We start from the raw sequence: 16211 nt of genomic DNA, 5'->3' as shown, positions 1-16211 counted from the left end.
ATCCCCAGCGGCTATAGCCCTCCCCATATGTGGTTTGAGGGCATGCCGGGGCCGTCAGGCCGCGATTCGTGCATAATCGAGCCGCAATCGGGGTCCAGACCTCGGTTTCCGGGCTGAAAAGGGCTTCTTCAATGCGTGGCGCGCTGGGCGGCCCACGCGTGCTGTTGCGTCGCCTCCGCGAAGTCATGGCGGAGCCGGTCAGCGCGCAGGACCGACTCGACAAGGTGGTCGTTCTGATCGCCGCCAACATGGTGGCGGAGGTGTGCTCCGTCTACGTGTTGCGCGTCGACGGCACCCTTGAGCTTTACGCCACCGAAGGCCTCAAGCGCGAGGCCGTCCACAACACCGTCATGAAGGCCGAGGAAGGCCTGGTCGGTCTGGTCGCCAGCGAGGCGACCAAGATCAACCTCTCCGACGCGCAGAACCACCCGGCCTATTCGTTCCGCCCGGAGACCGGCGAAGAAATCTACCACTCCTTCCTCGGCGTGCCGATCCTGCGGGCCGGTAACACGCTCGGCGTGCTGGTGGTGCAGAACCGCGCGCGGCGAACCTATACCGAGGAGGAAGAAGAAGCCCTCCAGACGACGGCGATGGTGCTCGCCGAGATGATCGCCTCGGGTGAGTTGTCGTCGCTCGCCCGTCCCGGCGCCGAGCCCGTCGCCCGCCACGCCATCCATATCGAAGGCTCGTCGCTGTCCGACGGCATCGCGCTCGGCCATGTCGTGCTGCACGAGCCGCGCGTCGTCATCACCAATGTCATAGCCGACGACGTGCCGCGCGAACTCAAGCGCCTCGACGCGGCGCTCGCCACCTTGCGCGCCGACCTCGACCGCATGGTCGAGCATCGCGACGTCGCCGACGGCGGCGAGCATCGCGACGTCCTCGAAGCCTATCGCATGTTCTCCTACGATCAGGGCTGGGCGCACAAGCTGCGCGAGGCGGTGTCGACCGGCCTCACCGCCGAAGCCGCGGTCGAGCGCGTTCAGTCCGACACCCGCGCCCGCATGCTGCGTGCATCCGACCCCTATCTGCGCGACCGGCTGCACGACCTCGACGATCTCGCCAACCGTTTGATGCGCGTGCTGATGGGCCAGGATCACGCGCCGCGGCGTGACCAGTTGCCCGACAACGCCATTATCGTCGCCCGCTCGATGGGCCCGGCGGCGCTGCTCGATTACGACCGCAAGAAAGTCCGCGGACTCGTGCTCGAGGAAGGCGGCCCGACCTCGCATGTGTCGATCGTCGCCCGCGCGCTCGGCATTCCGGCGGTCGGCGACATCGCGAACGCCACCGGCTTGGTCGAACAGGGCGACGCCATCATCGTCGACGGCGCCACCGGCCATGTGCATATGCGGCCGCCGCAGGACATCCAGGCGGCCTATGGCGAACGGGTCAAGCTGCGGGCGCGACGGCAGGCGCAGTATCGCGCGTTGCGCGACAAGCCGTGCGTCACCAAGGACGGCTGCGCGATCCAGCTCATGATGAATGCCGGCCTTACCATCGACCTGCCGCATATGGTCGAAACCGGCGCGACCGGCATCGGCCTGTTCCGCACCGAGATGCAGTTCATGGTGGCGCCGACCATGCCGCGCGTGTCGGATCAGCTCGCGCTCTATCGCGCCGTGCTCAATGCCGCCGACAAGCGGCCGGTCACCTTCCGCACGCTCGATATCGGCGGCGACAAGGTGCTGCCCTACATGCGCAATGTCGCGGAGGAGAACCCGGCGCTCGGCTGGCGCGCCATCCGTCTCGGCCTCGATCGGCCCGGTCTCTTGCGCAGTCAGGTGCGGGCGCTGCTGCGCGCCGCCGGCGGCCGCGAATTGCGCGTGATGTTTCCGATGATCGCCACGGTCGAGGAATTCGACCAGGCCAAGAAGCTCGTCGACATGGAACTGACGCATCTGCGCCGGCACGGCCACGCTCTGCCCGAGCGCGTCCATATCGGCGCCATGCTGGAAGTGCCGTCGCTGCTGTTCCAGCTCGACGAGTTGCTCGAGCGCGTCGACTTCCTCTCCGTCGGCTCCAACGACCTGATGCAGTTCCTGTATGCCGCCGACCGCGGCAACATGCGTGTCGCCTCGCGCTTCGACATTCTGTCGGCGCCGGTCCTGCGCGCCCTGAAGGATATCGCCGACAAGGCCGCCAAACACGGCAAGCCGGTCGCTCTCTGCGGCGAGATGGCGTCGCAGCCTTTGGGCGCGATGGCCCTAGCAATCCTCGGCTACCGGACGATGTCGCTGACGCCGTCCGCCGTCGGTCCGGTCAAGGCAATGCTGCTCGGCCTCGATTGCAAGAAGGGTGCCGAGGCGCTGCTGCCGGCGCTGGCGCAGCCGGTCGGCAGCGTGCCGATTCGCGCCAGACTCGAAGAATTCGCCCAAGCCGAAGGCCTGCCGATTTGATCGCCATTCCCGAACACCGCCTCGATGCCCTGCTGCACCGCCATGCCTTGGTGGAGCGCGAGCTCGCGACCGACCTCAAGCCCGACGACTACGTCAAGCTATCGCGCGAGTTCTCGGAGCTCACCCCGGTCATCGACACCATCAAGGAGTATCGCGCGATCGTCCGCGAGATCGCCGATCTCGACGCCATGATCGCCGATTCCGGCACCGACGCCGAAATGCGCCGCATGGCCGAAGCCGAGAAGCCGGCGCTGAATGAAAAGCGCGAGCAGATCGAGAAGAATATCCGCCTGGCGCTGATCCCCAAGGATGCGATGGACGATCACGACGCCATCCTCGAAATCCGCGCCGGCACCGGCGGCGACGAGGCGGCCCTGTTCGCCGGCGATCTGTTCCGCATGTACGAGCGCTACGCCGCGCGCCAGGGCTGGACCGTCGAGATCATCTCCATGAGCGAAGGCGCTCATGGAGGCTTCAAGGAAATCATCGCCGAAGTTCATGGCCGCGGCGTCTTCGCCAAGATGAAATTCGAATCCGGTGTGCACCGCGTGCAGCGCGTGCCCGATACGGAAACGCAGGGCCGCGTCCACACGTCGGCGGCAACCGTTGCGGTGCTGCCGGAGGTGGAAGACGTCGACATCCAGATCAAGGACGACGACCTCAAGATCGACACCATGCGCGCCCAGGGCGCCGGCGGTCAGCACGTCAACAAGACCGAGTCGGCCATCCGCATCACGCACATCCCCACGGGCACCATCGTTTTCGTGCAGGAAGAGCGCTCGCAGCACAAAAACAAGGCCAAGGCCCTGAAGATGCTGCGCGCCAAACTCTATGACGAGCAGCGCTCCAAGCTCGACCGCGAGCGCTCCGCCGACCGCAAGAGTCAGGTCGGCTCCGGCGATCGCTCCGAGCGCATCCGCACCTATAATTTTCCGCAAGGCCGCGTCACCGATCACCGCATCAACCTGACGCTCTACAAATTGCCGGAAGTGATGCAGGGCGATATCGGCGACCTGATCGATGCGCTGATCACCGAGCACCAGGCGGAGATGCTGGCGGCCGAAGCCGCAGCTTGATGATGCGCGTGATCCCCGGCCTCAAGACAGACGCCTCGATCGCCGAAGCGCAGCGGCTGGTGGCGAATTCATTTCGCCTGGCTGGTATCGATTCACCGGATGCCGATGCGCGCCTTCTGCTCGGCCACGCGCTGCGACTTAACCGCGCTCAACTGCTGTCACAGTCCGACCGCCTGCTCGAAGCACGCGAGGTCGAGTTCGTTCAGGCGCTCTCCGCGCGCCGGCTCCGTCACGAACCGGTGGCGCGTATTCTCGGCCGCAAGGAATTCTGGGACCTGACGCTTCATGTCAGCGACGCAGTGCTGGTGCCGCGGCCCGAGACCGAGACTATCGTCGAGGAAGCGCTCGATCGGATTGCGCGCGACGGCCGCCAGCGCGAGCCACTACGCATACTTGACATCGGCACCGGCTCCGGCGCGCTGCTGCTGGCGCTGCTCAGTGAATTAAAGAACGCAACGGGCATTGGCACCGACATCAGCATGGCGGCCATCGAGGTGGCGCTCGGCAACGCCGAGCGAAACAAACTCATCTCTCGCGCCCGGTTTGTTTGCTGCAATCTTGCGGGCGGCCTCGGCGGCCAGTTCGATCTCGTTGTCTCGAACCCGCCTTACATTCCAAGGGCCGAGATCGCGACGCTCGAGGCCGAAGTCCGCGAATACGATCCCTTGCTGGCGCTCGATGGCGGCGCCGACGGGCTCGATTTTTACCGCGCGATCGCCCGCGAGGCGCCCCGGCTCCTGACACCGGGCGGCCATCTCATCGTGGAACTGGGCTTCGGGCAGGAAGGGCCGGTTGCGTCCCTGTTTGAGACGGCAGGGTTAACGGTTGCGCCGGCCCGGCCCGATTTGGCCGGAATTCCTCGCGCTTTGGGGGCCACGAAAGCGACAAAAAGCCGTCATGACTGAGGTGCATTGAGGTATTCCAGACGGTCCGGGCGGCAAAAAACTGCTTGGAAAGGGGCCCGGAAACGACTAGCTTCCGGTTACGGAATCGACCCGCGACGGTCGCGCAGTTTCTGAAGGCCCAGGGCTAATGGCTCGGCCGGACAGCGCAGAAAACCGACGTAAAAATCGAAGTCGATTGAGCCGGTTGAAAGAACTCGGCAAACCGAACAGATCGTAGTCGACGGTAACCCGAGATCGGCATTTGATCGAATTCAACGATAGTGCATCGAAACCGACGATGACGGGTCGCACGACTTCACCAGTTGAGCGCATCGCTGTTTGAACGATGGGCGAAGGGCGCGACAGAGGGTTGGCGACGCCGTGGCAGGAGACCGCGGCTGAATTCGGTGAAGCCTTTGGGGTTGCTGAAGCCATCGCGAAAGCGGGCACACGAAAGTGAGACGATCGCGGACCTGTCGGGGCGGGTCCGCTACGCACGAGGGAACGTGCGAATTCAGCAGTGGGAGTTGAACCGTTCAGGCGCCAGGTGGCGCCGAGCGGCGATGTGGGATGGGGCTTGCGGAACGCACCGCGGCCCGGAAGAGAATTTTGACTAGCGAATAGGATGAGCATGAGAAACGGTCAGAAGCGTATGCGCGGTCGCGGTGGTGGTGGCGGCGGCGGTGGTGGTGGCGGCGGTGGCGGCAATCATCGCAAGGGCCAGAATCCGCTGACTCGCGTTTACGAGTCGAACGGACCCGACGTGAAAATTCGCGGCACCGCCTCGCACATCGCCGAGAAATACATGCAGCTCGCGCGCGATGCGCAAGGATCGGGCGACCCGGTTGCGGCGGAGAATTATTTTCAGCACGCCGAGCATTACTTCCGCCTGATCGCCGCGGCGCAGGAACAGCTCCGCCAGCAGAACCCCTATTACAATCAGCAGCCGCCTCAGCAAGGCGTGCCGCAGGGTGCCGCCGACGAAAACTATGACGACGAACAGGAAGGGCAGCCCTTCGCCGCGCAGGACCCCGGCTTCGCCCCGCAGCCGCAGCAAGGCCAACCCTATGTGCCGCGCGATACGCAGTTTGCGCAGCGCGCCCAGCAGCAGCCCCAACAGCAGCCGCAGCCGGACGTGTCCGGCAACATGGGTGGCTTGCCCGCCTTCATCACCGGCGGCCAGCCCGCTGCCGGCGGCGAGCATGCCGCGCAGAACGGTGGCAATGGCCACGAGCAGGGTGAACGTCCGGATCGCTTCGGCCGCCGGCGCCGCCGCCATCGCAACAATTTCCGCGGCGATCGCCCGGATTACAATGCGAGCAATGCCGAAGGCGGCGCCCCGGCGCCACAGCCGGCCGGTGACGAGCCGCCCGCGGAGTAAGGTCTTCCGCTTTAGCGAGATCGCGATGGCCGGGCCCAAAAGGGCGTTTACGCCCGTCTTCGACGGGCTAATGCCCGGCCATTTGCATTTTTAGTAGCTACACGCCCGGCGTTGGCGACAGCGCCGGCTCCAAAGCGGGTACGAGGACGCGCCGCTCGCGTCGCCGCGTCGGGATCGCGCGGTACACCTGCTTGGTCGCTTCGACGATATGCACACCGGCAAACGGCGCCGACAAGGTCGCGCCGGTGCGCTCCCACGCCACGGCCGAGCGCAGAAACCAGCCGCTCGACACCGGCGGCACATACAGCGCCTCGCTCCAACCCGTCGGCGAGAACCAGGTCTCGCGCAGCAATTGATTGATCTGGCTGCGCGAGAACGGCCGGCCATGACCGAAGGGCGTGGTATCGGTACGCGCCCAGACACCGCGCCGGTTCGGCACCACCGCGAGCAACCGCCCGCCGCTGGCCAGCACACGCCATACTTCGCGCAGCAGGCCGGCCGGGTCGTGTGTCATCTCAATGGCATGAACCAGCAGCACGCGATCGACCGCGCCGTCGGTGAGCGGCAACTCATTCTCCTCGACCAGCGCCGCCAATGACGGCCGCGCCGTGGGCCACTTCACCACGCCCTGAGCCGCCGGCATGAAGGCGAGGCAGCGCTCGGCCTCCTCGCGGAACAGGCCGAGATAAGGCGGCGTATAGCCGATGCCGAGCACGCGCTCGCCGGTGGTGTCACGCCATTGCGCGCGCACGCCGCGGCCGATGATGCGGCGCGCCACCTTGCCGAGCGGCTGGCCATAGAAATTGCGCAGATCGACGACGTCGATGGACATGAGATCAAGGTACCATGGAATTCTGTCCGCGCGGGACGCCGTCCAAATTACAGTCTTTCACCATCCGGCGTGAATATGCCAAACCTCGGGTGATCGCGCGGGACCCTTTTGTCCCGTGCCAAGGTTAACGTTCATACCGCCGACCCGTTGCCGGAGACCATCATGCCCGCAGAAATCCGCCTGTTTCGCTGCCTGTCCGACAATTACGGCGTGCTGATACATGATCCTGACACCGGCGCCACGGCCTCCATCGACGCGCCGGAAGCGTCGCCGATCGAGGCCATGCTGCAGGAGACCGGCTGGAAGCTGACGGACATTCTCGTCACGCACCATCATGCCGACCATACCGACGGCATCATGGCGCTGAAGGACAAATACAAGTGTCGTGTTGTCGCGCCCGCCGCGGAAGCCGGGAAGATTCCCGGCGTCGACGAAACGGTCAAGGAAGGCGACCGCGTCAAGGTCGGCGGCCTCACCGGCAACGTCCTGGAAACGCCCGGCCACACGCTTGGCCACATTGCCTACTGGTTCCACGGCGACAAGGTGGCCTTCGTCGGCGACACGTTGTTCTCGATCGGGTGCGGCCGCGTCATCGAAGGCACCATGGACCAGATGTGGGACTCGCTGAAGAAACTCCGCGACCTGCCGGACGACACCCGCGTCTATGTCGGCCACGAATACACCTTGGCCAACATCAAGTTTGCGCTCACCATCGAGCCGAACAACGCCGCACTCAAGTCCCGCGCCGCGGAAGCCGAGAAGCAGATCGCCGGCGGCCACTTCACCCTTCCGGTCACCATCGGCGCCGAGAGACAAGAAAACCCGTTCATCCGCGCCGACATTGCGGAAGTCGCCGCCGGCATCGGCATGGCCGGCAAACCGGCCAACGAGGTGTTCGCGGAGATCCGGTTGCGGAAGAACAAGTTTTAAGGCGGGTCGTCCGAAACCGGGTGCAGAAAACGGGTCGAGCGAATCCGCGCCGAGCCGTAACGCATGGGCCTCAGATTGAAGCGAGGCCACCATGCAATCCGAATCTCTGCCCCAACCCAACAGGCTCGAAGTCATCGAGCCGTCCATTCTCTACTTCGGCACGCCAGTCGCTCTGATCGGCACGCGCAATGAAGACGACACGCCCAACCTCGCGCCGATGTCGTCGGTTTGGTGGCTCGGCTGGCGCGCGGTCCTCGGGCTCGCCATTGCGTCCAAGACGCCGCAGAACATGGCGCGCACGGGCGAATGCGTCATAAACCTGCCGTCGCAAGACATGGTGGATGCCGTCGATCGCATCGCGCGCACCACCGGCTCGAATCCCGTCCCGCCGGGAAAGGTGTCGCGCGGCTATCGCCATGAGAGGCGCAAGTTCGAGGCCGCCGGCCTCACCGCCGTCCGCGGCGAAATCGTTGCCGCGCCGCGGGTGCGCGAATGTCCGGTGCAGCTCGAGGCCAAGGTCGAAAAGGTACACGAAATGGCGACTCTCGATCCGGTCTGGGCCGGCAGGGTCAGCGCCATCGAAGTGCGTATCGTGCGTGTCCACGCCGACCGCTCGATCCTGGTGGATGGCGAGACCAACCGCATCGACCCCGACAAGTGGCGGCCGCTGATCATGAGCTTCCAGCAGTTCTACGGACTTGCGCCCGACAAATTGCGGCACTCGACGCTCGGAGAAATACCGGAGCAGGCCTACCGGCCTCCAAACGCGCGAATGGGATGAGAATTGCCGCGCGGTCTGCTAACTATGACCCCATGCCGACCTCACCAACCGCCGCCGACATCATCAAGAAGCTCGCGCTACAGCCGCACCCCGAGGGCGGGCACTACCGCGAGACCTTCCGCGACACGCACTTGATCGGCGGCCGCGCCGCCTCGACCGCGATCCTGTTCCTGCTGGCCGAAGGGGAGCGCTCGCATTGGCATCGTGTCGATGCGGTCGAAATCTGGCACTGGCATGCCGGCGCGCCGCTCAAGCTCGAAATCGTCGACGGCTCGAAGGAAGAAATCATCCGCCTCGGCGGCGACGTTCATAACGACGAGGTGCCGCAGGTCACCGTACCGGCGCGCGCCTGGCAGGCGGCGCAGTCGCTCGGCGCATGGACCCTGGTCGGCTGCACCGTGGCGCCGGGATTTCAGTTCGAAGGTTTCGAACTCGCGCCCGTGGATTTTACGCCGCGCAAGTAACAACTTATCTCGCTTCACCTCTCCCATAGGGAGAGGTCGGCGCACGAAGTGCGCCGGGTGAGGGGTTACAAACTATCGGGCTCACTTGCCCCCTCACCCCAGCCCTCTCCCCAAAGGGGAGAGGGAGCGCGCTGAGCAAGCCGCTATTTCCTCCGCAGCATGTCCTGCGCAGCCAGCAAACCACCGCCGGCGATCAGCAGCGCCGAGAGCAGCAAGGTGATGCGCGCGTCGGCGAAACCGGCGAGCACGAGAAACAACGTCGACAGCACCGGCGCGGCATAAGAGGCGACGCCGAGCAGGCGAATGTCGCCGCGCTTGACGCCGATGTCCCAGGCATAGAACGCGGCGCCGACCGGACCGACGCCGAGCGCGATCACCGCCTCCCATTCCTCCAGGCCCTGCGGCCATACAGTGGTTTCGAGCATCAGGTGGCACAGCGCCGCCAGCGCCGCCGTTACCAGGCAAAAGCCCGCGACCGCCGCGGTCGGCACACTCGCCAGGCGGCGCGACAGCACCGAATAGCCGGCCCAGACGAAGGCCGCCATGAAGGCGGCGGCATAGCCTGTGCTTGCGCCGGCGGTCGGAGCCAATCCTTTACCGACGAAGAGGATCGCCGTTCCGGCGAAGCCGATGAGCGCCCCGGCGACCGAATACCAGCGCAGCTTCTCGCCAGGGAGCAGGCCGGAGAACAACACGATCAGCAGCGGCCAGAGGTAATTGACCAGCCCCGCTTCGGCCGGCGGCGCCAGCCGCAGCGAGATAAAGTAAAGCGCGTGATAGCCGAACAGGCCGCCGACACCGAGCGCCCAGGCGCGCGGGCTCTGCCGCAGCGCGCCCCACGATCCGCTCCACGTCACCCAGACCGCGCCGATCGCGCCGCCGATGGCGAAGGTCATCGCCGCCAATTGGAATGGCGGCACCTCGCCCGACGCCACCGTGAGCAGCGCGAGCAGCGACCACATCAGGATCGCGGAAAAGCCGATGAAGGTGGACTGGAGGGAGGACATGGCAAAGGCGCGGGCTACATACTCCGTTCGTCCCCGCGAAAGCGGGGACCCAGAACGAAGCAAGACTGGATTCCCGCTTGCGCGGGAATGAACGGAGTTTGGATCGAACTAGTCAAACAATCGCAGACGCGGGCACACGTCAACCCAGCGCCTCCGCAACCGCCTTGCCGCATTCGGTGGTGCTGGCCGGACCCTTGAGATCGCGCGTGCGCAACTTGTCCTGCGCCAGCACGGTCTCGATCGCCTTGACGATGGCGGCGGCCGCATCGTGCTCGCCGAGATGATCGAGCATCATGGCGCCGGACCAGATCTGACCGATCGGATTGGCAATGCCCTGCCCATAGATATCGGGCGCCGAACCATGCACCGGCTCGAACACCGACGGGAAATTACGCTCGGGATTGATATTGCCCGACGGCGCGATGCCGATGGTGCCGGTGCAGGCCGGACCAAGATCGGAAAGAATGTCGCCGAACAGGTTCGATGCCACGACCACGTTGAACCGGTCCGGGTTCATGACGAAATGCGCGGTGAGAATGTCGATGTGAAACTGATTCCACTTCACATCCGGATAGTTCTTCGCCATCTCCTTCACGCGCTCGTCCCAGTACGGCATGGTGATGGCGATACCGTTCGACTTGGTCGCGGAAGTGAGATGCTTCTTCGGCGTCGACTTGGCGAGTTCGAAGGCGAATTTTAAAACGCGATCGACGCCGATCCGGCTCATCACCGTTTCCTGCACCACCACTTCGCGGTCGGTGCCGGGAAACATCTTGCCGCCGATGGCAGAGTATTCGCCTTCGGTGTTCTCGCGCACCACCCAGAAATCGATGTCGCCCGGCTTGCGGTTTGCGAGCGGCGACGGCACGCCCGGCATCAGCCGCACGGGACGCAGATTGATGTATTGATCGAACTCGCGGCGGAACAGGATCAGCGAGCCCCACAGCGAAATGTGGTCGGGCACCCGGTCCGGCATGCCGACGGCGCCGAAATAGATGGCGTCATGCTTGCCGATCTTGTCCTTCCAGTCCTCCGGCATCATGCGGCCGTGCTTGTCGTAATAGTCGCAGGACGCGAAATCGAAATCGTCAAGCTGGAGCTTGAAGCCGAATTTCTTCGCCGCCGCCTCGAGCACGCGCACGCCCTCCGGCATGACTTCCTTGCCGATGCCGTCTCCCGGAATGACGGCGATGCGGTGGACGCGATTGGTGGTCATGCGGAAAATCCTCGGTGTGGGCCGCCGAATGTAGCAGCGGCCCGGTGGCTTAGGACATCACCGGACTATTGATCAAGCGGCGCGAAGGCCCATGCCACGGATGGCACCGGCCGGAGCATTCCGGGCTGATTTTATGGATGCGGCGGCAGATCGTGCGGCTGCCGGCACGGCCGTGAGGCCATGCCGGCATTGCGTCTCACACGAAATATTGCCCACCATTGGCGGTCAGCGTCGCGCCGGTGATGAGCCCGGCATCGTCGGCGGCGAGGAAGACGACGCAGCGCGCGATCTCTTCCGGCTCACCGAGGCGGCCGATCGGGATTTGCGGCAGAATCGACTTCTCCAGCACATCCTTCGGCACCGCCTGCACCATTTCGGTGTTGATGTAGCCCGGGCAGATGGCGTTGACCGTGATGCCGGCTTTGGCGCCTTCCTGCGCCAGCGCCTTGGTGAAGCCGAGTTCGCCGGCTTTGGCGGCGGAGTAGTTCACCTGGCCCATCTGGCCTTTCTGGCCGTTGATCGAGGAAATATTGATTACCCGGCCAAACTTGCGCGCGCGCATGCCTTCCCAAACCTGACGGGTCATGTTGAACAGCGAGCCGAGGTTGGTGCCGATCACCGCGTTCCACTGCTCGACCGTCATGCGATGGAACATGCCGTCCTTGGTGATACCGGCATTGTTGACCAGCACGTCGATCGGGCCGACCTCGGCCTCGACCTGCTTGATGCCCGCGCCACATGCCTCATAAGACGACACGTCCCATTTAAAGACAGGAATGCCGGTCTCGGCCTTGAATTTCTGCGCGGCTTCATCGTTGCCGGCGTAGCTCGCCGCGACCTTGTAGCCTTTGTCCTTGAGCGCTTTTGAAATCGCAGCCCCGATGCCGCGGGTACCGCCAGTTACCAATGCAACGCGAGTCATTCCCCTCTCCCAGATCGTTCCTCGAAACTTTTCTTACCCGACGCTCGGCAAAAGCCCTTCGCCAATCTCCCTAGCGGAGCAATTCTTATGCCTGCCATCGCGACTTGTTGATGGCAGCTTAAAGAACAGCCCGGCAATCGCAACACGCCACAAGCGCACATGGTCTAAAGACTATGGCCTAAAGACTTGGGTCTAAAGACCGAGGCCGCACTTCGGATAATCCCGAAATGCGGCCTCGGCTGTGACTCACATCAACTTTGTGGATGGTGCGCTGCGAAGGCCGCTAGCGCTCCCCGCACATTTTCGCAGTGTCGAACTAGCGTTCCACGCACATGGCAATGCCCATACCGCCGCCGATGCAGAGGGTGGCAAGGCCCTTTTTGGCGTTGCGCTTCTGCATCTCGAACAGCAGGGTCGTCAGTACGCGGGCGCCCGACGCGCCGATCGGATGGCCAATAGCGATGGCGCCGCCGTTGACGTTGACCTTGGAGGTGTCCCAGCCGAGATCCTTGTTCACCGCGCAGGCCTGCGCGGCGAAAGCCTCGTTGGCCTCGACCAGATCGAGGTCCTGGTGATTCCAGCCCGCCTTTTTGAGCGCAGCGCGCGAGGCCGGGATGGGGCCCGAGCCCATGACCTTGGGATCGACACCGGCCTGTGCCCAGGACACGATGCGGGCGAGCGGCGTCTTGCCGAGCTTGGCGGCTTCGGAGGCGCGCATCAGCACTACGGCGGCGGCGCCGTCATTGATGCCGGAGGCGCTGGCCGCGGTCACCGTGCCTTCCTTGTCGAAGGCGGGGCGCAGCTTGGCGATCGATTCCAGCGTCACGCCCGCCTTCGGATATTCGTCGGTGTCGACCACGATATCGCCCTTGCGCGACTTGACCGTGACCGGCGCGATCTCGTCCTTGAACTTGCCGGCCTTCATCGCGGCCTCGGCCTTGTTCTGCGAAGCGACGGCGAACTCGTCCTGCTGCTGACGCGTGATCTGCCACTGCCGGGCGACGTTCTCCGCGGTATTGCCCATGTGATAGCCGTTGAAGGCGTCCCACAGGCCGTCCTTGATCATGGTGTCGATCATCTCGAAGTTGCCCATCTTCACGCCCGAACGCAGGTGCTGAGCATGCTGCGCCATGCTCATCGACTCCTGGCCGCCGGCGACGACGATGTCGCTGTCGCCGTTGAGGATCGCCTGATAGCCAAGCGCGACGGCGCGCAAACCAGAACCGCAGAGCTGGTTCACGCCCCAGGCAGGGCTCTCCACCGGAATGCCGGCGGCGATGGAAGCCTGGCGGGCCGGGTTCTGGCCCTGGCCGGCAGTGAGGATCTGCCCCATGATGACCTCGCTGACCCGGTCGCCCTCAATGCCGGCACGGGCAAGCGCGGCCGAAATCGCGGTTTTTCCCAGCTCGTGGGCCGGCAGATTGGCAAAAGCGCCGTTAAAGGCGCCAACCGGCGTGCGGGCGGCGCTGACAATGACGACATCGTCTTGCATCGGGAACTCTCCTTAAGCGGGGGCTGTGAAGGCTCTAGGGGGCCTTTTGGCGGTGCCGCATCCTCGACAGGGCACCCCACCCTGTCAACAACGGCCGCCCATGAAGTTATGGCCGAAAACTGGTCACTTCCTTGTGCTAGCGCAAGTCATGGTGCGGTGCTTCAGGGGCATTCCGCGCCGCCATAAAACATCTGGCCCGCGCCGTCAGAATACGGTTATGCTTATGGCAGGGCAGAGGAAACGTGAACCCATGGCAGACAATAAAGAGCCGGTCACTATCAAGAAATACGCCAACCGGCGGCTCTATAATACCGGCACCAGCACCTATGTGACGTTGGAAGACCTCGCCGTGATGGTCAAAAACGGCGAAGACTTCGTCGTTTACGACGCCAAGAGCGGCGAAGACATCACCCGTTCGGTCCTGGCTCAGATCATCTTCGAGCAGGAGAACAAGGAAGGACAAAGCCTACTTCCAATCGCCTTCCTGCGGCAGCTCATCCGCTTCTACGGCGATTCCATGCAGATGATGGTGCCGCACTTCCTCGAACAGTCGATGTCGACGCTGACCAGCCAGCAGGGCAAGTTCCGCGAGCAGATGGAAAAGGCCTTCGGCGGCGTCGGCGGCTTTGGGCCGATGGAGGATCAGGTTCGGCGCAACATGGAGATGTTCGAGAAGACCTTCGCTATGTTCACCCCGCCCTTCGCCCGCAACAAGACGAGCGAAGCCGCGCCCGACAAGCCGTCATCCGCCTCGTCCGGGTCCGACATGGACGAGCTCAAGCGTCAGTTGGACGAGATGCAAAAGCGGCTCGACCGAATGGGCGGCAAGGAATAGCGCGGAGATTGTCATGGCCGGGCTTGACCCGGCCATCCCGCTTATATGGGCACTGCGTCCCTAAGCGGAATCACCGGGACAAGCCCGGTGATGACAGGGCAGTTTCTAGAGCGTCGCCTTTTTGTTTTGGCCGCCAAGCCACGGCCTGTCGCTGGAGGCGAGGCCGACGAAGGCGCCCTGGATGTAGTCGCAATTCCAGTCGCGCAGGAGCGCGGCGGCGGCCTCATCCTGTACCCATTCAGCCACCGCCTTGATGCGCAAGCGATGTGCCAGGTCGATCATAGACTGGACGAAGGCGCGGTCGTCTTCCGAGCGCGTGATGTTCTGCACGAAGGCGCCGTCGATCTTGACGATATCGACGCCAAGCCGGCGCAGGTTACGGAACGAGGTATGGCCGGCGCCGAAATCGTCGATGGCGATCCGGCAGCCGAAATCCTTGACCCGGGTAACGAAGCCGCGGGCGTCGTCGATATCCTGGATCGCCACGGTCTCGGTAATCTCAACGATCAGCCGCTCGCCAACGCCGGGATTGGCGCGCAGCATGGCTCCCAAGCCGCTCCACCACGCCGGATCAAGGGCCGAGGCCGGCGATACGTTGACGCTGGCCGAGAGCTGCGGTGCAGCCACAAGCTCGGCGACCACCAGCTCCAGCACGCGGTGATCGAGCATGCGAACCAGACCCAGCCGTTCGGCCGCCGGGATGATGTCGGAGGCGTTGAGCGGCGTGCCGTCCTCACGATGGGCGCGGATAAGGCACTCATAAAAGGCAACCTCGCGCGAGCGCGCTTCGACGACCGGCTCGAAGGCCAAAGCGATGCGGCGGTCGTTGAGGGCAGCGATGATCTCGTCAGTGGCGCGCAGGCTCTCCTTGCGCAGCGCGTCGCGCTCGACGTTCGGGCGGTAGGCGGCGAAGGAGCCGCGGCGCTTGTCGCGGGCCGCGCTCAACGCATCCTGCGAGCGGCTCAGCACTTCGTCGAGGGTCGAGGCATGGCGCGGAGCAGTGATGCCACCGATGGTGATGGTGACGGCGACCGACCCCGCCGAGGTCGAAACCGGTTCCTCGCGCACGCTGGCGAGCAGGCGCTCGGCGGCGACCGACAATTCGTCGGGCGTGCAGCTCGTCAGCACTATGGCGAATTTGTTGCCGGAGATGCGGCCGAAATAATCCTTGCCGCGGACGCGGGTGCGGATGCGCTTGCCGACCTCGGCGATCACGTTCTCGGTGACCTCGAAACCATAGGCATCATTCAGGTTGCCGAGATGATCGATGGCGGCCAGCAGGAAGCCGCAGGAGCCGCGGAAACGGATGGTCTCATCCAGCGTCTTCGACAGGATGTCGATAATCGACGCGCGGTTGAGCTCGCCGGTCAGCGGATCGAATTTCGCCAGCCGCTCCAGTTCCTGCTCGCGGTGATGCCGGGTATCGATCGAACGCACGACCCCGCAGGCGCGCGCCGGCTTGCCGTCGGCGCCGGCGAACCAGCGGCCGATATCTTCGATCCAGGTCGTCGTGCCGTCGGCGCGTTTGAAAGCGTATTGCGCCTCGTAGGGCACGCCGTCGCCAGCGTCTCGCAGCGCGCTTTTTGTCACGGCATCGAGGCGGCTTAGGCCGCCGGTAGCCTCGACGCAGCGCGCAAAGCCGGTTCCCGTCTCCAACGCCGCCATATCGGCAGCGCCGAGCACCGCGGCCGCGTGGCCGCTCCACGACAGGCGGTCGGTGTCGAGCCGCCATTCATAGGTGGCTTCGCCAACCAGACGCAGGATGTCACCGGCACCGAGCGCGGTTTCACCGACCTTGATCACGCAAGTTCCTTTTTGTCCCGTTCCGGGAACGCCGCACCGCGCGGCGAGTTGTCCCGCAAATGAACACGGTACAAAAGCTACGCAGCAACACTTAAACAAATGCGTGGAAACCGCGTGTTGCCGCGCTTTAACCACGACGAAGTGTTAACGGCACAGGGCTTGCCAATGAGAGGGGGAACACACGGCTCC

14 protein-coding genes are annotated in these 16211 nt (G+C 64.4%); 8 read left to right on the top strand and 6 right to left on the bottom strand.

The features are described from left to right. Window positions 1-131 precede the first annotated feature (131 nt). From ptsP to E8Q40_RS02230, 4 genes are all read left to right on the top strand, one after another. Window positions 132-2399 carry a phosphoenolpyruvate--protein phosphotransferase gene (ptsP, locus tag E8Q40_RS02245; protein WP_137042858.1) on the top strand — a complete coding sequence of 756 codons (2268 nt, stop codon included), beginning with the start codon at window positions 132-134 and terminating at the stop codon, window positions 2397-2399. Further along, window positions 2396-3475: a peptide chain release factor 1 gene (gene prfA, locus E8Q40_RS02240; RefSeq protein WP_137042857.1), complete on the top strand. Its 1080-nt coding sequence runs from the start codon at window positions 2396-2398 to the stop codon at window positions 3473-3475. The genes ptsP and prfA overlap by 4 nt, the downstream gene beginning before the upstream one ends. After that, complete coding sequence (prmC, locus tag E8Q40_RS02235; protein WP_137042856.1) at window positions 3475-4380, top strand: peptide chain release factor N(5)-glutamine methyltransferase; 906 nt, start codon at window positions 3475-3477, stop codon at window positions 4378-4380. Before prfA ends, prmC begins: the two co-directional genes overlap by 1 nt. A gap of 610 nt (window positions 4381-4990) precedes the next feature. After that, entirely contained in the window at window positions 4991-5740 is a 750-nt protein-coding gene (locus E8Q40_RS02230) for a DUF4167 domain-containing protein (protein WP_137042855.1), read from the top strand. Between the two features lie 97 nt (window positions 5741-5837). On the opposite strand, the gene E8Q40_RS02225 is transcribed toward E8Q40_RS02230, so the two are convergent. Further along, window positions 5838-6572, bottom strand: coding sequence for a class I SAM-dependent methyltransferase (locus E8Q40_RS02225; protein WP_137042854.1), 735 nt, complete (start codon window positions 6570-6572; stop codon window positions 5838-5840). A 162-nt stretch (window positions 6573-6734) separates the two neighbouring features. On the opposite strand from E8Q40_RS02225, the gene gloB reads away from it, so the two are divergent. From gloB to E8Q40_RS02210, 3 genes are all read left to right on the top strand, one after another. Beyond that, entirely contained in the window at window positions 6735-7502 is a 768-nt protein-coding gene (gloB, locus tag E8Q40_RS02220) for a hydroxyacylglutathione hydrolase (protein ID WP_137042853.1), read from the top strand. A 91-nt stretch (window positions 7503-7593) separates the two neighbouring features. Further along, window positions 7594-8283 (top strand): flavin reductase family protein, encoded by a 690-nt coding sequence (locus E8Q40_RS02215; protein WP_137042852.1) that lies wholly within the window; start codon window positions 7594-7596, stop codon window positions 8281-8283. A gap of 32 nt (window positions 8284-8315) precedes the next feature. Next, window positions 8316-8747, top strand: a complete 432-nt coding sequence (locus tag E8Q40_RS02210) for a cupin domain-containing protein (RefSeq protein ID WP_137042851.1) — start codon at window positions 8316-8318, stop codon at window positions 8745-8747. A gap of 143 nt (window positions 8748-8890) precedes the next feature. Here E8Q40_RS02210 and E8Q40_RS02205 read toward each other — a convergent pair whose 3' ends face one another. From E8Q40_RS02205 to E8Q40_RS02190, 4 genes are all read right to left on the bottom strand, one after another. Further along, window positions 8891-9754, bottom strand: coding sequence for a DMT family transporter (locus E8Q40_RS02205; RefSeq protein WP_137042850.1), 864 nt, complete (start codon window positions 9752-9754; stop codon window positions 8891-8893). 139 nt (window positions 9755-9893) lie between these two features. Then, window positions 9894-10970 carry a tartrate dehydrogenase gene (locus tag E8Q40_RS02200; protein ID WP_137042849.1) on the bottom strand — a complete coding sequence of 359 codons (1077 nt, stop codon included), beginning with the start codon at window positions 10968-10970 and terminating at the stop codon, window positions 9894-9896. Window positions 10971-11166: 196 nt separating this feature from the next. Next, entirely contained in the window at window positions 11167-11892 is a 726-nt protein-coding gene (phbB, locus tag E8Q40_RS02195) for an acetoacetyl-CoA reductase (RefSeq protein WP_137042848.1), read from the bottom strand. Window positions 11893-12208: 316 nt separating this feature from the next. Further along, complete coding sequence (locus E8Q40_RS02190) at window positions 12209-13384, bottom strand: acetyl-CoA C-acetyltransferase (protein ID WP_137042847.1); 1176 nt, start codon at window positions 13382-13384, stop codon at window positions 12209-12211. A gap of 250 nt (window positions 13385-13634) precedes the next feature. Between E8Q40_RS02190 and phaR the strand changes: the two genes are divergently transcribed. Next, window positions 13635-14219: a polyhydroxyalkanoate synthesis repressor PhaR gene (gene phaR, locus E8Q40_RS02185; RefSeq protein WP_137042846.1), complete on the top strand. Its 585-nt coding sequence runs from the start codon at window positions 13635-13637 to the stop codon at window positions 14217-14219. Window positions 14220-14324: 105 nt separating this feature from the next. Here the strand turns inward: phaR and E8Q40_RS02180 are convergent, their stop codons facing one another. Then, on the bottom strand, window positions 14325-16022 hold the full coding sequence (locus tag E8Q40_RS02180; RefSeq protein ID WP_168197717.1) for a bifunctional diguanylate cyclase/phosphodiesterase: 1698 nt from the start codon (window positions 16020-16022) through the stop codon (window positions 14325-14327). Window positions 16023-16211 lie beyond the last annotated feature (189 nt).

Source organism: Pseudolabrys sp. FHR47 (assembly GCF_005153485.1).
Taxonomy (GTDB): domain Bacteria; phylum Pseudomonadota; class Alphaproteobacteria; order Rhizobiales; family Xanthobacteraceae; genus Pseudolabrys.
This window is presented reverse-complemented; position numbering and strand designations above follow the sequence as displayed.